This window comes from Pseudomonas sp. AC463, assembly GCF_979253585.1.
Window position 1 is genome coordinate 1 of the sequence record NZ_CEEDDZ010000857.1, and the last position, 256, is coordinate 256.

1 protein-coding gene is annotated in these 256 nt (G+C 60.5%); it reads right to left on the reverse strand.

The features are described 5' to 3' along the window. Nucleotides 1-256: TAXI family TRAP transporter solute-binding subunit (locus AC0IYH_RS32665; protein ID WP_471838506.1), on the reverse strand; the 256-nt coding region annotated here is incomplete at both ends.

Genomic DNA, 256 nt, shown 5'->3' on the forward strand with positions numbered 1-256 from the left:
GCGTAAGGCATGAACTCGACGCGGCCCATGTCCTTGTAGCTCAGGCCAGCCGCCTTGAAGGTCGCCCGGGCATGGAGGTCGGTACCGGATTTCGGCGCGCCGACGGAAATACGCTTGCCCTTGAGATCCTCCAGGGTTTTGATCCCGGATTCCTTGCTGGCGACGATCTGAATGTAGTTCGGGTAGGTCGCGGCGATGGCGCGAATCTTGGTCAGCGGCGCTTTGAAGCCGGCTTCTGCAACACCTTTCCAGGCAT